Below are 15,701 nucleotides of genomic sequence, written 5' to 3'. Positions count from 1 at the left end.
ACGTCCAGGTCACCGGCCAGTGAACGTGGGGCGCCGCTTCTCCTGGAACGCGGCGAAGCCCTCCCGGTAGTCGTCGGTCAGGCTGAGGTCGCCCTGCGCCTCGCTCTCGTGGGCCACCGCGGCCCAGAACGCGATCCGTTCGTCACGGAGCTCGGTGACCAGGCGCTTGGAGGCGAGGAAGGCGCTCGTCGCCCCGCGCGCGACCTGCTCGACCCGGTCGCGCGTGAACCCGAGCAGCTCCGGGCCGGGCACGGCCCGGGAGAAGAGGCCGGCGGCGACCGCCTCGGCCCCGCTCATCAGCTCGCCCGTATAGACCAGGTCGAGCGCGCGGTGCGCGCCCAGGCGCTCGACGAAGAGCGCGTGCCCGCCCGAGTCGAGCGTCGCCCCGAGATTCGCGAACGGCGAGCCCACCTTGGCGTCGTCGGCCACGTAGACGACGTCGGTGGCGATCAGCAGGCCCAGCCCCACACCCAGGCAGGCACCGTGCGCCGCGGCGAACGTCGGCGCCGGGAACGCGGCCATGCGCCACAGCAGCGGGGTCACCCGGTTGCGGAGGTAGCCCAGCGCGTCGTCCGTCGCCGGGTCGACCCCCGAGATGTCCCGGCCGGCGCAGAACGCCCGGCCCTCGCCCCGCAGGAGCAGCGCCCGCACGCCGGCGGCCTCCGCCTGCCGGTAGGCGTCGTCCAGCTCGGCGAGCCCGGCCTCGTCCAGGGCGTTCAGCCGGCCGGGCGCGTCGAGCACCACCTCGGCGATCTCGTCCTCGATCGTGAGCGTGATCATGAGTCGTAGTCCACGAAGATCTCCTCGCTGGTGGGGATCGCTTGGCAGGTCAGGACGTAGCCACGCGCCAGCTCCTCGGGCTCCAGCGCGTAGTTCTCCACCATCTCCACCGTGCCCGAGACCAGTTTTGCCCGGCATGTGCCGCACACGCCACCCGCGCAGGCGAACGGCACGTCGCCGCGCACCCGCAGGGCGGCGTTCAGCACGCTCTCGCGCGCCCCGGCCGGACTGGTCACGGTCGACGTCGCGGCGTCGAGCCGGAAGGAGATCGAGTGCGACTCGCCGTCGGGGGCGCCCGACGCCGGCGGGGCCCCGGACGGCGCCGTCGGACGCTCCGGCCGGCCTGTGGTGAACAGCTCGTGCCGCACCCGCTCCGGCGGCACACCCAGCTCCTCCAGCACGGCCCGGCAGGTCTGCACCATCTCGAACGGCCCGCACAGGAACCACTCGTCCACGTCGTCCGGCCCGATCAGAGCCGTCACGATGCGGCGCAGCCGGTCGGCGTCGAGGCGGCCCGAGAGCAGCTCGGCGCCCCGGCGCTCGCGGGTGAGCACGTGGTGCAGGGCCAGCCGGGCGGGGTAGCGGTCCTTGAGGTCGCCCAGCTCGTCCACGAACATCGTGTCCGTCGTGGTCCGGTTGGAGTAGACCAGGTCGAAGGTGCTGTCCGCCGCCGAGCCGAGCGTGTGCTCCACGAGCGACATCATCGGCGTGATGCCGCTGCCCGCCGCGACCCCGACCACGCGCCCGCCCTGGCCGGGCGGGCGGTGCGACACGAACAGGCCTTCGGGGCTCATCACGTCGAGCGTCATCCCCGGGGCGAGGTGGTCGATCGCCCAGGGCGAGAACAGCCCGCCCATGTCGCGCTTGATGCCCACCTTGAGCGAGCCGGGGACGGGCGCCTGGCAGATCGAGTAGGTGCGGCGCACCTCCTCGCCGTCGACCCGCGCGCGCAGCGCGACGTACTGGCCCGGCGCGTAGGAGTAGGCGTCGGCGAGGTCGTCCGGGACGTCGAACGTCACCTCGACGGCGTCCGCGGTCAGCGTGCGCACCGCCGCGACGGTGAGCGGGTGGAACCGGGCGCGACGCCGCGTGCCGGGCGCGGCGGGGACACCGGTGTCGGCGACCGGCATCAGTGCTCCTTGAAGTGGTCGAAAGGCTCCCGGCAGCGCTGGCAGACGTACAGCGCCTTGCACGACGTCGAGCCGAACCGTGCGAGCTCGCGCGTGTGCAGCGAGCCGCACCGGGGGCACCGGACGCCCAGGCCCAGCGCGACGACGCCGCCGGCCCGGCGGCCCGGCGGGGCGATGCCGTGCTCCACGAGCTTGCGGCGGCCGGCGTCGCTCATCCAGTCGGTCGTCCACGCGGGGGAGAGCACCACGTCCACGCGGGCCCCCGGGTAGCCGCGCTCGCGAAGCACGGCGACGATGTCGTCGCGGATCGCGTCGACGGCGGGGCAGCCCGAGTAGGTGGGCGTGATGTCCACGACGGGCGACCCGTCCACGATCCGCGCGCCGCGCAGCACGCCCAGGTCCTCGATGGTCAGGACCGGCACCTCGGGGTCGGTGACGGTCGCCGCGGCATCCCACACGGCGCGCTCCGGCCCTGCCTCCGGGCGGGGGCGGGCGACGTGCTCGACGGGACTGTCGACGGCGCTCATCACCACACCGCCCCCGGGTGCCGCCGGGCCAGCACCTGCATCTCCGCGAGCAGCGGGCCCAGCGCCTCGGAGTGCACCCCGAGGCGGCCGCCGCCGCGGACGGCCGCGATCCCCGGTACGGGAAGCTCGGCCTGGTCGAGCACCGGCAGCAGCAGCGCGTCGAACGGCTCGCGCAGCCCGGCGGGCGCCACGGCGGCAGCCGGGACGGCGTCGGCGGCGGGATCCGCGGCGAACAGCTCGTCCACGAACGGCCAGATCGCCTCCAGCCCCGCGATCATCCGCCGCCGCGACTCCTCGGTGCCCAGCGCCAGGCGCACGGTCCAGAGCGTGGCGTGGTCCAGGTGGTAGTCCACCTCCTTGACCGCCTTGGCGGCGATGGCCGCCAGCGTGGGGTCGGCGCTGTCGGCCAGGCCCCGGTAGAGCACGGTGAAGTAGGCCGACACGACGAGCTGCCGGGCGATCGTGCACGCGAAGTCCCCGTTGGGCCGCTCGAAGATCTGCCGGCACCGGAAGTCCGCCTCGTCCCGGAAGTACGCGAGGTCGTCCTCGGTCTGGTCCCAGGCGGAACCCGCGTAGGTCAGGAGGCCGCGCGCGTGCCCCAGGGTGTCGAGCGCGATGTTCCCGAGCGCGACGTCCTCCTCCAGCTCGGGCGCGGCGGCGATCCACGAGCCCAGCCGCTGCGCGAGGACCAGGGCGTCGTCGCCCAGGCCGAGCGCGTACCGCGCGACGTCGTCGGTGGCCCGGGCGGGGCTGTCCTGCGGGGCGACCCGGGCGGCGATCGCCTCGGGTGTGAGCACCGCGGACGGGGACTGGTGCTGGTTCTGCATGGGCTCTCCATCGAGCGTCGGGCCGTCCGGCCGGGGGCCGGCGGTACGGGTCAGAGGTGCGGCACGGCCTGCGACGCCGTGTAGTACGTCGCGTGCCGGAAGTCCTTGCCGCGCGGGGACTCGAACCACGCGTCCTTCGCGTCGGGGTCCGACGCCGTGATCGCGGCGGCGGGCACCACCCAGATCGAGACCCCCTCGCTGCGGCGGGTGTAGAGGTCGCGGGCGTTGCGCACCGCCAGCTCGGCGTCCGGCGCGTGCAGCGAGCCGGCGTGCACGTGCGAGAGGCCGCGCGCCGAGCGCACGAACACCTCCCACAGGGGCCAGGTCTCCCGGCGTGGTTCCTCGGTCATGACGCCATCCGTTCGCTCGTCGCGGTGCGCTCGGCGTACGCCCGGGCGGCCTCGCGCACCCATTCGCCCTCGGCGTGCGCGGCGCGGCGCTTGGCCAGGCGCAGTGCGTTCGCCTGCCCGTTCCCGTGCAGGACGGCGTGAAACTCGGCCCAGTCGAGCTCGCCGAAGTCGTGGTGGCCGCGCTCCTCGTTCCAGCGCAGGTCGGGGTCGGGCAGCGTGATCCCGAGGATCTCGGCCTGCGGCACGATCATGTCGACGAACCGCTGGCGCAGCTCGTCGTTCGAGAAACGCTTGATCTTCCAGGCCATGCTCTGCCGCGAGTTGGGCGACTCGGCGTCGGGCGGGCCGAACATCATCAGGGCCGGCGCGTACCAGCGGTTCACGGACTCCTGCGCCATGGCCTGCTGCTCGTCGGTGCCGTTCATCAGCGCCAGCAGGATCTCGAAGCCCTGCCGCTGGTGGAACGACTCCTCCTTGCAGATGCGCACCATCGCGCGCCCGTACGGGCCGTAGGACGCGCGGCACAGCGGCACCTGGTTCGCGATGGCGGCGCCGTCCACCAGCCAGCCGATCGAGCCCATGTCGGCCCACGACGGCGCGAGGTAGTTGAAGATCGACGAGTACTTGGCCTTGCCCGAGTGCAGGGCGTCGAGCATCTCGTCGCGGGTGGTCCCCAGCGTCTCGGCCGCCGAGTAGAGGTAGAGCCCGTGCCCGGCCTCGTCCTGCACCTTTGCCATGAGGATCGCCTTGCGCTTGAGGCTCGGCGCGCGCGTGATCCAGTTGCCCTCGGGCTGCATGCCGATGATCTCGGAGTGCGCGTGCTGCGACATCTGCCGCACCAGCGCCTTCCGGTACGCCGGCGGCATCCAGTCGGTGGGCTCGATCCGCTGGTCGGCGGTGATGAGCGCGTCGAACGCCGCGAGCCGCGCGGCTTCCTGGGAAGCGGTCGTGGGCGGTTCTTCTGCGGGCATGACGTCTCCTGTGCTGGAGCCCTACTTACCGATCGTTCAGTCAGGCTAGCACCGGGGTGGGGGCGGCGGCAACGGCCTCCCGGTCGGTTAGGTTGGCTCGCATGAGTGAACCCGACGCCGCTCCCGCGCCCGCTCGACGGGGCGGGAACGGCCGCGCTGGGCGTGTGGCGTACGACCTGGACGCGGTGCTGGCCGTCGCCGTCCAGGCGTTCAACGAGCGCGGGTACGACGCGACGTCGATGGGCGAGCTGGCCGAACGCCTCGGGACCAGCAAGTCCGCGATCTACTACCACGTCAGCGGCAAGCAGGAGCTGCTCCGGCTGGCGCTGGAGCGCGCGCTCGGCAACCTCGAGGCCCTCCTCCAGGAGCCGGACGGCCAGCCGGGTGGGGCGCCGGACGCCGCCGCGCCGAGCGCGCTGGAGCGGCTCGAACGCGTCATCCGGGGTGCCGTCCGGGTGCTCGTGCAGGAGCTGCCGTTCGTCACGCTGCTGCTGCGCCTGCGCGGGAACACCGACGTCGAGCGCGAGGCGCTGGCGCGTCGCCGCGAGTTCGACCACGCCGTGGCGCGCCTGGTCGAGGAGGCGGTCGCGGACGGCGCCCTCCGGTCGGACGTCGACGCGCGCACCGCCACCCGCCTGCTCTTCGGCATGGTCAACTCGCTGGTGGAGTGGTACCGCCCCGGCGGTGGGCTCACGGCCGACCAGCTCGCCGACGCCGTCGTCGCCATGGCGTTCGAGGGGCTGCGCGCCCAGCCCGGCGCCCGCCGCTGACGAATCGCCGCTCTTGAACCCGGCCGTCCCGCATGCCATGCTGCACAGAACGAACGGTCAGTAAGTAGCGCGACGACGCTACGCCGGTGCGACCCCCAGGTGATGAGGCCATGGCAGCAGCGTTGCGGCGCGTCGATGACCGCGCGGACCGCCTCCACGTCCGGCTCGACCGGCCCGAGGTACGCAACGCCATCGACAAGGCGATGGTCGGCGAGCTGCACGAGGTCTGCGCCGAGCTGGAGGCCCGGCCGCGCATCCTGGTCCTGTCCGGCTCCGAGCGCGTGTTCGCCTCCGGCGCCGACATCGCCGAGCTGCGCGAGCGTGGCCGCGACGACGCGCTCGCCGGGATCAACTCGCGGCTGTTCGAGCGGATCGCCCGGCTGCCGATGCCGGTGATCGCCGCCGTCGACGGCTGGGCCCTCGGGGGCGGCGCCGAGCTGGCCTACGCGGCCGACTTCCGGCTGGCCGGCGAGAACGCCCGGTTCGGCAACCCCGAGGTGGGGCTCGGCATCATCGCCGCGGCGGGCGCGTCCTGGCGGCTCAAGGAGCTCGTCGGCGAGGCGCTCGCGCTGGAGGTCCTGCTCGCCGGCCGCGTGCTCGACGCCCCCGAGGCGCTGGCGGCGGGGCTGGTCAGCGCGGTCCACGCGTCGTCCGACCTGGTGGGCGCGGCCGACGCGCTCGCGGACCGGATCGCGGAGCAGGACCCGACGGCGGTCCGCTACACCAAGCAGGTCTTCCGGGCGCCACGCGCGGCGCACCCGGACATCGACGACCTGGCGCAGTCCGTGCTGTTCGAGTCGCCCGCCAAGCGCGAGCGGATGACCGCGTTCCTGGAACGGAAGAAGCGATGACGCTGGCCCGGAATGTCGGTGTGGTCGGCGGCGGCCGGATGGGCGTCGGGATCGCCCACGCCTTCCTGCTGGCGGGGGCCCACGTCGTGGTCGTCGAGCGCGACGGGGAGTCGGCGGCCCGGGCGCAGGCAGGGCTGGAGCGCGCGGTGACCGCCAGCGTGGAGCGCGGGACCACCCCGCGCACCGTCGCCGAGCTGACGGAGCGGGCGCGCGTGACCACCGACGTCGCGGACGTCGGCCCGGCCGGTCTGGTCGTCGAGGCGGTGCCCGAGGACCTCGCGGCCAAGGTCGAGGTCCTGGCGCGCGTCGAGCGGGTGCTGTCGCCGACCGCCTGGCTGGCCAGCAACACGTCGTCGCTGTCGATCGACACCCTCGCGGGGCACCTGGAGCGCCCCGAGCGCTTCGTGGGGCTGCACTTCTTCAACCCCGTGCCCGCGTCGGCGCTCGTGGAGATCGTGCGTGGCCGGGCGACCGTGCCGGTGCTCGTCGACGAGGCCGGCGCCTGGGTCGCTGCGCTCGGCAAGGCCTCGATCGTCGTGTCCGACACGCCCGGCTTCGCGAGCTCCCGCCTGGGCGTCGTGATCGCGCTCGAGGCGATCCGCATGGTCGAGGAGGGCGTCGCCTCGCCCGCCGACATCGACACCGCGATGGTGCGCGGCTACCGGTTCCCCGTCGGGCCGCTGCGCCTGACCGACCTGGTCGGCCTGGACGTGCGGCTCGGCATCGCCGAGCACCTGGAGCGCGAGCTGGGGGAGCGGTTCGCCGTGCCGCGGCTGCTGCGGGCGATGGTCGAAGCGGGCCGGCTGGGGCGCAAGAGCGGCGAAGGGTTCTTCACATGGGACGAGTGACCTGCAGAGACGTCGGTACAGCCGAAAGGAAGACGCCATGACCGCGACGGAGACCCCGGTGCGCACCCTCGACAGCTACGTCCTGGGGGCGTGGCAGCGCCCGCCCTCGGACGCCGAGGCCCAGGTCGTGCGGGACGCCTCGACCGGTGAGCCGGTCGCGGCGGTCTCCGGCAGCCCGGTCGACCTGCGGGCCGTCGTCGACTACGGCCGGACCGTGGGCCAGGACGCGCTCGGCGCGCTCACTTTCCACCAGCGCGCGCTGCTGCTCAAGCGGCTCGCGCAGCACCTCACCGGCGTCAAGGACGACCTCTACGAGGTGAGCCTGCGCACCGGCGGCACCCGGCGGGACGCCCTGGTCGACATCGACGGCGGCATCGGCGTGCTGTTCACCTACGGGTCGAAGGGGCGCCGGGAGCTGCCCAACGCGCAGCTCCTGGTCGACGGGCCGCCGGAGAGCCTGTCCCGCGACGGGTCGTTCGGCGGCCAGCACGTGCGCGTGCGGCGGCAGGGCGTGGCCTTCCAGGTCAACGCGTTCAACTTTCCCGTCTGGGGCATGCTGGAGAAGTTCGCGCCCGCCTTCCTCGCGGGCGTCCCGACCGTCGTCAAGCCGGCCTCGGCCACGGCGTACCTCGCCGAGGCCGCGGTGCGGGCGATCGTCGACTCCGGGCTCCTGCCCGACGGCGCGCTGCAGCTCGTCAGCGGCCCGGCCCGCGGGTTCCTCGACGTGCTCGACGTGCGCGACGCCGTGAGCTTCACCGGGTCTGCGTCCACGGCGCGGGTGCTCGCGGTCGACGACGCCGTGATCCGCCGGGGCGTGGTGCTCACCGCGGAGACCGACTCCCTGAACGCGGCGGTGCTCGGCCCGGACGTGGAGCCCGGGAGCCCGGAGTTCGCGGCGTTCGTCGCCTCGGTGGTCACGGAGATGACCGTGAAGGCCGGGCAGAAGTGCACGGCGATCCGCCGGGTGATCGTCCCGGCCGACCGCGAGGACGCCGTGATCGAGGCCGTGCGCGAGCGGATCGCGCAGCGCGTCGTGGTCGGCGACCCGCGGGCCGACGGCGTCACGATGGGCGCCCTGGCGAGCGCGGGGCAGAAGGAGGAGGTGCTGCGCCGCGTCCGGGAGCTCGTCGCGGGCGGCGGGCAGATCGTGGTCGGCGACCTCGCGGAGCCCGAGGTGGTGCACGCCGACGGCAGCCGCGGACCCGCGCCGGACGGCGCGTTCGTCGCGCCCCTGCTCCTGCGGTTCGCCGACCCCGCGGCGCCCGCCGTGCACGACATCGAGGCCTTCGGGCCGGTCGCCTCGGTGATCGGCTACCGCGACCTCGACGACGCCGTCCGGCTGGCCAATCTCGGCGGCGGCTCGCTGGTGGCCACCGTCGCGTCCGCCGACCCCGACGTGGTGCGGCACCTCGTCACGGGGATCGCACCGATGCACGGTCGGGTGCTGGTGCTCGACCGGGACGACGCGCGGTCATCGACCGGCCACGGCTCCCCGGTGCCGCACCTGGTCCACGGCGGGCCGGGCCGCGCGGGCGGCGGTGAGGAGCTCGGCGGCGTCCGCGCCGTGGAGCACTACATGCAGCGCACCGCGATCCAGGGCACCCCCGCGGCGCTGACCGGCTTGACCGGCAGGTGGCGGGCGGGGGCGCCGTCGCGCACCGACGCGGGCCACCCCTTCCGCAGGTCGCTGGCCGACCTCCGGATCGGTGACGCCGTCGAGTCCGCGCCGCGCGAGGTGACCCTCGACGACATCACGCACTTCGCCGACTTCACCGGCGACACCTTCTACGCGCACACGGACGAGGAGGCCGCCGCCGCCAACCCGTTCTTCCCCGGGCGCGTGGCGCACGGGTACCTGCTCGTGTCGTTCGCGGCGGGGCTGTTCGTCGACCCCGCGCCGGGGCCGGTGCTCGCGAACTACGGCCTGGAGAACCTGCGCTTCCTGACGCCGGTGTCGCCCGGGGACACGATCCGGGTGCGGCTGACGGCCGCCCAGATCACGCCGCGCGAGGACGAGGACTACGGCGAGGTGCGCTGGGATGCCGTGCTCACCAACCAGCGCGACGAGCAGGTGGCCACGTACGACGTGCTGACCCTGGTCGCCAAGGAGGACCGCGCCGGGGCCGGCGACCGCTGACGGTCACGTTCCGTCCCTCCCGTCCGTCACCCCTGTGAGGAACCACCCGACGGAAGGGACGGACGGCGATGACCATGCGACAGGACGACGAGGCGGAGATCCGGCGGCGGCTGGACGGGATCGTCGAGGGGCTGCGGGCCAAGGACCTCGACGCGCTGCGGCAGCTCTACGCGGCCGACGTCGTGTCCTTCGACGTCGAGCCACCGCTGCAGCACGTGGGCGCGGACGCCAAGCTGGCGAGCTGGGCACGCGTCCTCGCGGTCTTCGAGGAGGTCGACTACGAGCTCCGCGACCTGGCGCTCGCCGTCGACGAGACCGTCGCGTTCGGGCACGCCTTCGGGCGGCTCAGCGGCACCCTGAAGGACGGGTCCGCGACGAGCGGCATGTGGGTGCGGGCCACGTTCTGCCTCCGCAAGGTCGGCGGCACCTGGCTGATCGCGCACGACCAGGTCTCGGTGCCGCTCGACCTGCGCAGCGGCCGGGGGCTGACCGACCTGGAGCCCTGACCTCAGGCCATCTCGGGTACGTGGAGGTGCGCGAACGCGATCTCCATCTCGTCGATGCCGTCGACGGTGGCGCCGAGCTCGCTGACCACACGCTCGCGGATGCGGGCCGTGGCCTCGCGGGCGGCCATGACGGCCCCCATGCTGTCGAAGGCGGTCGTGCCGACGGCGCGGCCCGCCTCGCGGTCCACCATGAGGCTGGCGCTGCAGAACCCGTCCATCTCCTGGAGCTGCGGCAGGATGACCATGCGGTAGAGGTCGATACAGCGGTCGACCATGTCCTGGCCGCCGCTCAGCCAGGTGAGGCGCGCACACGCGCCGTCGGGCGTCGCGTGGTCCCGGTGGACCACCGCGGCCTCCCACTCGTGGACGTCGCCGCCCCCCGTGCTCCCCAGCGCCTGCACGGCGCGCTCGCGCAGCGGGCGCACGCCGTCGGCGCTCATCATCATCGCGTCGTGCGACTGCCACGCCGTCGTGGCGACACAACGCCCGGACTCACGGTCGACCAGCATCGACATCCCGACGCAGCCGTCCATGGCGGTCACGGCCGGGAAGACCTCCTCGCGGACGATCCGCAGCCCGCCGTCGATCCCGGCGGGATCACCTCGGACCTCGGTGGTGCGTACGTACATGACGGACTCCCTGTGCTCGGGGCAGCGTCCGGACGGCGCTGCCGTCCCTCCTCACACTCCGCCGCCGCGTGGCCCAGGTCAAGGTCCCCGCGTCCACTTTCAGCCCGGTACGGGCTCAGCGCCGGAGCTCGACGGCGCTCAGGCCGGCGAGGCTCAGGATCACGCGGTCACCGGTGTCCACGACCGTCGCGAGCACCTGGTCGCACCCGGCGCACCGGGCCACGAGGCCGGGGGCGTCGGTGTAGACCATGGCCTCGGCGATCGCGGCCATGTGCCCGCAGCCGCCGCAGCGGCCGCGCGCGGCCGTCATGTCGGTCGTGAAGACCTCGGAGAGCGCGCCCGCGAGCACGTTGCCGTCCAGGTGGTGTGTCATCAAAGACCTCCGAAGCGCTCGGTGTGGATGTCCGCCGCGGCGTGGCCGAGCTCCTGCAGCCAGCGGGCCACCGTCTCGACGAAGCCCGTCGAGCCGCAGACGTAGACGTGCGGGCGGTGCGCGGCCGGGACCGTCCGGGCGGCGAGGGCCTCCCGCGTGAGCCGCCCGACGGCGTCGGGCCAGCCGGCCGGCGCCTCGCGCGTGTAGACGAGGTCCAGCGCGAAGGCCGGGCCGGCCAGCCCCGCGAGCTCGTCCGCGAAGTACACGTCGTCCGGGGTGCGCACGGAGTACAGCAGCCGGAACGGCGCGGGGTCGGCGGCAGCGCCGTGCGCCGCGGCCATCGCGTACAGCGGCACCACGCCGGAGCCGCCCGCGACGAGCTGGACCGGGCGGTCGCCCGTGCCGGGCCGCCAGACGAAGAACGCGCCCAGCGGGCCGTGCAGCTCGAGCTGGTCGCCGGGCCGGAGGTCGCGGACCAGGAAGGGCGAGACCTCGCCGTCCGGCAGCTCGTCGACCGCGAGCACCACCTGTCCCGCCGGCGTCGCCGAGGCGATCGAGTACGACCGGCTCGCCTGGTAGCCGTCCGGGGCGGTGAGGCGCACGTCGAGGTGCGCGCCCGCCTCGCTGCCGGGCCACGTGGGGACGTCCAGGACGAGGCGCGCGGCCGTGGGCGTCTCGCGGCGCGTCTCGACGACGGTCGCGACGTGCCACGCGGGACGCGGCCGGGACCGGCCCAGGGCGACGGACGGCGCGCTCACCAGTAGCGCTCCTCCTTCCACGGGTCCCCGTAGAGGTGGTAGCCGTACTGCTCCCAGAAGCCCGGGTCGTTGTCCGGCATCATCGTCAGGCCCCGCACCCACTTGGCGCTCTTCCAGAAGTAGAGGTGCGGCACGAGCAGCCGGGCGGGTCCGCCGTGCTCCGGGTCGAGCGGTGCGCCGTCGGCCTCCGTGGCGATCCAGGCCTTGCCGTCCAGCAGGTCCTCCAGCGGCACGTTCGTCGTGTAGCCGCCGTAGGAGTGCGCCATGACGTACTCGTGCTCGGACTCCACGTCCTCGAAGATCTTGTCGAGGCTCACCCCGCGCCAGCCCATGTCGAGCCGGGACCAGTGGGTGACGCAGTGGATGTCCACGGTGACGTCCTCGACCCCGAGGGCGAGGAGCTCGTCCCAGCTCCACCGGTGGTCGGTGCCGGTCTCGTCCTGGACGGTGAGCTCCCAGTCGGCGGTGTCGACGTGCGGGGTGGGCCCGGCGCTGAGCACGGGCCAGTCCTGGACCAGCGTCTGCCCCGGCGGGAGGCGCGTGTCGGGCTCACGGCGACGACCGGAGAAACCACGGGTGACAAAGGACATGCTGAGTCTCCTCCCGGCGACCGTGCCCGGGCCGGCCGGGCACGGTTCGATGGTGGCACCAGCGTAGGGCCGGGGCCGTCCGGCGGCGCGCGAACCGGGCCGTGTCAGCGGGTGAGTTCGGGCAGTAGGGTCGCGGCATGACGACCGAGTCGCCGAGCCAGGACGAGCTGCAGCTCTTCGAGAACCTCCGGGGACGGCTGGAGGCCATCGCCTACCGGCTGCTCGGGTCGGCGGCGGAGGCCGAGGACGCCGCGCAGGAGACGTTCCTGCGGTGGGAGGCGGCCGACCGCTCGCAGATCCGGGTGCCGGAGGCCTGGCTGACCCGGGTGCTGACCAACCTGTGCCTCACCCAGCTCAGGTCGGCGCGGGCCCGTCGGGAGGTCTACGTGGGCGAGTGGCTGCCGGAGCCGCTGCTCCGCGGCGACCCGATGCTCGGCCCCGCGGACACGGCGGAGCAGCGCGACTCCGTGTCCACGGCGATGCTCGTGCTGATGGAGCGCCTCACGCCCAACGAGCGGGCCGTCTACGTGCTGCGCGAGGCGTTCGCGTTCTCGCACGCGGAGATCGCCGAGATGCTCGACCTCACCGAGGTGGGCAGCCAGCAGGTGCTCCACCGGGCCAAGCAGCACCTGGCGGGGGAGCGGACCCGCGCGGCGGTCGACCTCGCGGTCGCGCGGCCCGTCGTGGAGGAGTTCCTGGCGGCCGCGACGAGCGGGCAGCTCGAACCGCTGGTCAAGCTGCTGACGGCCGACGTGGTGGGGGTGGGCGACGGCGGCGGCAAGGTCGCGGCGCGCGCGACGGCCGTGCTCGGTGCCACGGCCGTGGCCAAGTTCCTGCGCGGCCTGTTCCGGCCGGCCGAGGCCAAGCGCGCGATGCTGGGCGGCAGCCCCGACGTCTACGCGTGGACGGCCAACGGCCTCCCGGCGCTGGTCGTCGTGGTCGGCGACCGGCTGGTGGGCGTGATGACGCTGGAGGCGACCGCCGACGGGATCACCGCCGTGCTCAGCCAGGTCAACCCGGACAAGCTCGGCCGGGCCGGCCGCCAGTGGGCGGCCACGGAGCACGGGGAGCCGCTGATCCGGGGCTGGTGAGCCGGGACCGGCCCCTGTGACCGGCGTCACAGGGGCGGGGTGTCAGGGATCGCTGTGCCGTCCGGTTCAGGAGGCACACAACCGTCCCACCGACACGAGCTGAGGGATCCCATGAAGCACCGCATCGTCATTCTCGGGGCCGGGTACGCCGGAGCCTCCGCCGCCGGCCGGCTGGCCCGCCGGCTGCACCCCGACGACGTCGAGCTCACCCTGGTCAACGCCGAGCCGGACTTCGTCGAGCGGGTGCGCCTGCACCAGGTGGCCACGGGCCAGGACCTGCGCCTCCGGCCGCTGCGCGACCTGCTCGCCGGCACGGGCGTGCGCCTGCGGGTGGCCCGCGTGACCGCCGTCGACGTCGACCGCCGGACCGTCTCCGTGACCGGGGAGGACGGTGGGGACGTGCTCGCCTACGACACGCTCGTGTACGCCCTGGGCAGCGTGCTCGCCGACCACGGCGTGCCGGGGGTCGCCGAGCACGCCCACGAGCTGGCGAGCCGGCCGGGCGCGCTCCGCCTGCGCGAGCGGCTGGCGGGCCTCGCGCCCGGGGGCCGCGTGGTCGTGGTCGGAGGCGGCCTGACCGGCATCGAGGCCGTCACCGAGATCGCGGAGGCCCGCACCGACCTGGACGTCGCGATCGCGGTCCGCGACGGCCTGGGGGACTGGCTCTCGGCGGCCGGGCAGCGCCACCTGCGCGCGGTCCTCGACCGGCTGGGCGTCACGGTCCACGAGCACACCGACGTCACGAGCGTGGACTCCGCCGCCGTGGTGACCCGCGACGCGACGATCCCGGCGGATGTCGCCGTGTGGACCACCGGGTTCGGCGTGCACCCGATCGCCGCCGAGACGAGCCTGCGGGTCGGCGCGGACGGGCGGATCGTGGTCGACGAGACCATGCGCTCCGTCTCCCACCCCGACGTCTACGCCACGGGCGACGCCGCGCTGGCGCACGGCCCCGTCGACAACGTGCTGCGCATGTCGTGCGCCTCCGGCATCCCGATGGCCTGGCAGGCCGCCGACTCGATCGCGGCACGCCTGACCGGGGGCAAGCTCCCGCACACGCCGCTCGGGTACGTGCACCAGTGCATCAGCCTGGGCCGGCGCGACGCCGTCATCCAGCTCGTCACGCCCGACGACCGGGCCAAGGACGCCGCCCCCGGCGGCCGTCTCGCCGCCCGGTACAAGGAGATGATCTGCGCCGGAGCCGCCTGGACGGTCGCCCACCCGATCCCCTACCCGGTCCGCCGGCGCCGCGTCACGACGACCTCCGGTGCGGGCAGCGAGCGGGTGAATTACGGCGATATGCCCGCCGTGAAGGGCTAAGGTCTCCGAAAAAACGAGCGAGCGGGCCCCGTCCGCCCGCCGCCGAGGCAAGGGTGACTTGGCGCGAGCACCTGTGCCAAGGAGGCAAGCCATGATCTCGGACGACGTGCGCCGGTCGCTGGACGTCGCGACGCCCCCCACGGTCCGCGTGCTCGACCACCTCGTGGCGCGCGACGCCGTGCCGGAGGCCGGGATCGCCGAGGCGGTGGGCCTCGGCGCCGCGGAGGTCCGGGCCGCGCTGACCACGCTCGAGGCGGACGGGCTCGTCGTGGGGGTGCCGGCGGGACCGGGCCGGTCCCGGGCCCGGCGCTGGTCCGCGCTGCCGCCCCGCGCGGTGCTCACCACGCTGCTCGCCCGGCGCCGCCTGGAGATCGCCGTCTGGGAGCTGCACGCCGACCACCTCGAGAAGGCCTACCAGGAGGCCACGGGCCAGGCCGGCGACACGGCGCTCGTCGACGTCGTGGTCGGGACGGAACAGGTCGGCGCGCTGTACTGGCACCTCATGGAGACCGCCACGCACGAGGTGCTGCACCTCGCCCGGCCGCCCTATCTCCAGCCCACCCCCGAGCTGCTCGACGAGGTGGACCGGCCCGCGATGAGCCCGACGGTCGAGCTGCGCAGCGTGTACGAGAGCGCCACGTTCACCGACCCGGTCTCGCTCGAGACCGCGCTCGGCGGGCAGGCGACGGGTGCCGGCCTGCGCCTGTCGCCGCAGGTGCCGCTCAAGCTCGTCGTCGTGGACCAGAAGATCGCCATGCTGCCCGCCGCCGGCGACGACGCCGGCAGCGCCTCGCTCGTGGTGCACGCCCCCGCGCTGGTGGGGGCGCTGACCGACCTCTTCGAGCGGGTGTGGGACGCGGCGATGCCGCAGTCCATGTGGGGTTCGGGCGCCGGGTCGGCCGGCGCACCGCCCGACGGCGAGGCCGGCGTCGCCGGGGCGAACCCGGCCGCCGCCTGGTCGCCGCTGCCCCGGGTGCGGCTGGAGCAGCGCACGCGGTCCATCCTCGACCTCATGGCCGGCGGGCTGACCGACGAGGCCATCGCGCGCACGCTCGACATCAGCCGGCGCACGGTCCAGGCCGAGGTCACGGCGCTCGCGGAGAAGCTGGGCGCGCGCACCCGGTTCCAGATCGGGCTGTTCGCCGCCGAGCAGGGCCTGCTCGCCCGGACGCACGCGTAGCGGCCTTGACCCAAGCCTAGGACCGCGCGGCGGTACCCACGCTGCTCATCTGCGCAGGTGCGC

Annotated in this window: 18 protein-coding genes; 8 read left to right on the top strand and 10 right to left on the bottom strand. The window is 74.3% G+C overall.

The features are described from left to right. Positions 1-9: 9 nt before the first annotated feature. Genes AB0I29_RS09560 through paaA form a run of 6 tightly spaced genes read right to left on the bottom strand, consistent with a single transcriptional unit; the run spans position 10 to position 4,585 of the window. The gene (locus tag AB0I29_RS09560; RefSeq protein WP_285103351.1) at positions 10-780 is read right to left on the bottom strand and encodes an enoyl-CoA hydratase-related protein; all 771 of its coding nucleotides are present in this window, start codon (positions 778-780) and stop codon (positions 10-12) included. Then, entirely contained in the window at positions 777-1,910 is a 1,134-nt protein-coding gene (gene paaE / locus AB0I29_RS09555; protein WP_357480848.1) for a 1,2-phenylacetyl-CoA epoxidase subunit PaaE, read from the bottom strand. Before paaE ends, AB0I29_RS09560 begins: the two co-directional genes overlap by 4 nt. Beyond that, positions 1,910-2,437 carry a 1,2-phenylacetyl-CoA epoxidase subunit PaaD gene (gene paaD, locus AB0I29_RS09550; protein ID WP_357480845.1) on the bottom strand — a complete coding sequence of 176 codons (528 nt, stop codon included), beginning with the start codon at positions 2,435-2,437 and terminating at the stop codon, positions 1,910-1,912. The genes paaE and paaD overlap by 1 nt, the downstream gene beginning before the upstream one ends. Continuing rightward, positions 2,437-3,264, bottom strand: coding sequence for a 1,2-phenylacetyl-CoA epoxidase subunit PaaC (paaC, locus tag AB0I29_RS09545; protein WP_357480842.1), 828 nt, complete (start codon positions 3,262-3,264; stop codon positions 2,437-2,439). Before paaC ends, paaD begins: the two co-directional genes overlap by 1 nt. Positions 3,265-3,314: 50 nt before the next feature. After that, the gene (paaB, locus tag AB0I29_RS09540) at positions 3,315-3,614 is read right to left on the bottom strand and encodes a 1,2-phenylacetyl-CoA epoxidase subunit PaaB (RefSeq protein WP_285103358.1); all 300 of its coding nucleotides are present in this window, start codon (positions 3,612-3,614) and stop codon (positions 3,315-3,317) included. Next, positions 3,611-4,585, bottom strand: a complete 975-nt coding sequence (gene paaA, locus AB0I29_RS09535; RefSeq protein ID WP_357480838.1) for a 1,2-phenylacetyl-CoA epoxidase subunit PaaA — start codon at positions 4,583-4,585, stop codon at positions 3,611-3,613. Before paaA ends, paaB begins: the two co-directional genes overlap by 4 nt. Before the next feature lie 101 nt (positions 4,586-4,686). On the opposite strand from paaA, the gene AB0I29_RS09530 reads away from it, so the two are divergent. The 5 genes from AB0I29_RS09530 (at position 4,687) to AB0I29_RS09510 (ending at position 9,697) form a co-directional block, all read left to right on the top strand. Then, positions 4,687-5,355, top strand: a complete 669-nt coding sequence (locus AB0I29_RS09530; protein WP_357480835.1) for a TetR/AcrR family transcriptional regulator — start codon at positions 4,687-4,689, stop codon at positions 5,353-5,355. A gap of 110 nt (positions 5,356-5,465) precedes the next feature. Further along, positions 5,466-6,206, top strand: coding sequence for an enoyl-CoA hydratase/isomerase family protein (locus tag AB0I29_RS09525; protein ID WP_357480832.1), 741 nt, complete (start codon positions 5,466-5,468; stop codon positions 6,204-6,206). Continuing rightward, entirely contained in the window at positions 6,203-7,054 is an 852-nt protein-coding gene (locus AB0I29_RS09520; RefSeq protein WP_357480829.1) for a 3-hydroxyacyl-CoA dehydrogenase family protein, read from the top strand. Before AB0I29_RS09525 ends, AB0I29_RS09520 begins: the two co-directional genes overlap by 4 nt. Positions 7,055-7,091: 37 nt before the next feature. Then, a complete protein-coding gene (paaZ, locus tag AB0I29_RS09515) occupies positions 7,092-9,191 on the top strand; it encodes a phenylacetic acid degradation bifunctional protein PaaZ (RefSeq protein WP_357480826.1) in 2,100 nt (699 codons plus the stop codon). 68 nt (positions 9,192-9,259) lie between these two features. Continuing rightward, the gene (locus AB0I29_RS09510; RefSeq protein ID WP_285103368.1) at positions 9,260-9,697 is read left to right on the top strand and encodes a nuclear transport factor 2 family protein; all 438 of its coding nucleotides are present in this window, start codon (positions 9,260-9,262) and stop codon (positions 9,695-9,697) included. Positions 9,698-9,699: 2 nt separating this feature from the next. Here the strand turns inward: AB0I29_RS09510 and AB0I29_RS09505 are convergent, their stop codons facing one another. From AB0I29_RS09505 to AB0I29_RS09490, 4 genes are all read right to left on the bottom strand, one after another. Further along, on the bottom strand, positions 9,700-10,326 hold the full coding sequence (locus tag AB0I29_RS09505; RefSeq protein WP_285103370.1) for a hypothetical protein: 627 nt from the start codon (positions 10,324-10,326) through the stop codon (positions 9,700-9,702). 115 nt (positions 10,327-10,441) lie between these two features. Next, the gene (locus tag AB0I29_RS09500; RefSeq protein ID WP_285103372.1) at positions 10,442-10,699 is read right to left on the bottom strand and encodes a DUF6510 family protein; all 258 of its coding nucleotides are present in this window, start codon (positions 10,697-10,699) and stop codon (positions 10,442-10,444) included. After that, the gene (locus AB0I29_RS09495; protein WP_357480821.1) at positions 10,699-11,457 is read right to left on the bottom strand and encodes an FAD-binding oxidoreductase; all 759 of its coding nucleotides are present in this window, start codon (positions 11,455-11,457) and stop codon (positions 10,699-10,701) included. Before AB0I29_RS09495 ends, AB0I29_RS09500 begins: the two co-directional genes overlap by 1 nt. Further along, positions 11,454-12,047: a sulfite oxidase-like oxidoreductase gene (locus tag AB0I29_RS09490; RefSeq protein ID WP_285103376.1), complete on the bottom strand. Its 594-nt coding sequence runs from the start codon at positions 12,045-12,047 to the stop codon at positions 11,454-11,456. Before AB0I29_RS09490 ends, AB0I29_RS09495 begins: the two co-directional genes overlap by 4 nt. A 137-nt stretch (positions 12,048-12,184) precedes the next feature. Between AB0I29_RS09490 and sigJ the strand changes: the two genes are divergently transcribed. The 3 genes from sigJ to AB0I29_RS09475 all read left to right on the top strand — a co-directional run bounded on the left by sigJ (position 12,185) and on the right by AB0I29_RS09475 (position 15,638). Beyond that, positions 12,185-13,138, top strand: a complete 954-nt coding sequence (gene sigJ, locus AB0I29_RS09485) for an RNA polymerase sigma factor SigJ (protein WP_357480817.1) — start codon at positions 12,185-12,187, stop codon at positions 13,136-13,138. Positions 13,139-13,249: 111 nt separating this feature from the next. Next, positions 13,250-14,458, top strand: a complete 1,209-nt coding sequence (locus AB0I29_RS09480) for an FAD-dependent oxidoreductase (protein ID WP_357480814.1) — start codon at positions 13,250-13,252, stop codon at positions 14,456-14,458. A 91-nt stretch (positions 14,459-14,549) separates the two neighbouring features. After that, entirely contained in the window at positions 14,550-15,638 is a 1,089-nt protein-coding gene (locus AB0I29_RS09475; protein WP_285103381.1) for a LuxR C-terminal-related transcriptional regulator, read from the top strand. The last annotated feature ends 63 nt before the right edge of the window (positions 15,639-15,701 follow it).

Source organism: Promicromonospora sp. NPDC050262 (assembly GCF_040655935.1).
Lineage (GTDB): Bacteria > Actinomycetota > Actinomycetes > Actinomycetales > Cellulomonadaceae > Promicromonospora.
Note: the sequence above shows the minus strand (reverse complement) of the source record. Positions and strands in the feature narration are given on the sequence as shown.